The 245-nt window shown below is 51.0% G+C and carries 1 protein-coding gene; it reads right to left on the reverse strand.

All coding sequences use genetic code 11. The features are described 5' to 3' along the window. Nucleotides 1-245: phosphoglycerate kinase (gene pgk, locus LI126_RS15035; RefSeq protein ID WP_227165718.1), on the reverse strand; the 245-nt coding region annotated here is incomplete at both ends.

Below are 245 nucleotides of genomic sequence, written 5' to 3' on the forward strand. Positions count from 1 at the left end.
GCCAACGCCTGACTTGCCAGCGCCGATTGCTTGGGCAATACCAACGTTGGAAGCATGGGCACGGTGTGCAGTACCAAAGGCGTCGTTTACAAAAACATCGCCCAATGATGCCCAGTACTTGCCCAATTCAGGGTCATTGCCTGATTCACGCTTAACGTATTCACCGTCTTTAACGTCTTCGTAACGCGTGTTTTGAACCAGCAGCACGTCACCATTGTTCATTTGGCTGATGGCGTCTTCCAACT

It is taken from the genome of Mediterraneibacter sp. 210702-DFI.5.30 (genome assembly GCF_020560115.1).
Taxonomy (GTDB): Bacteria; Bacillota; Clostridia; order Lachnospirales; family Lachnospiraceae; genus Mediterraneibacter; species Mediterraneibacter faecis.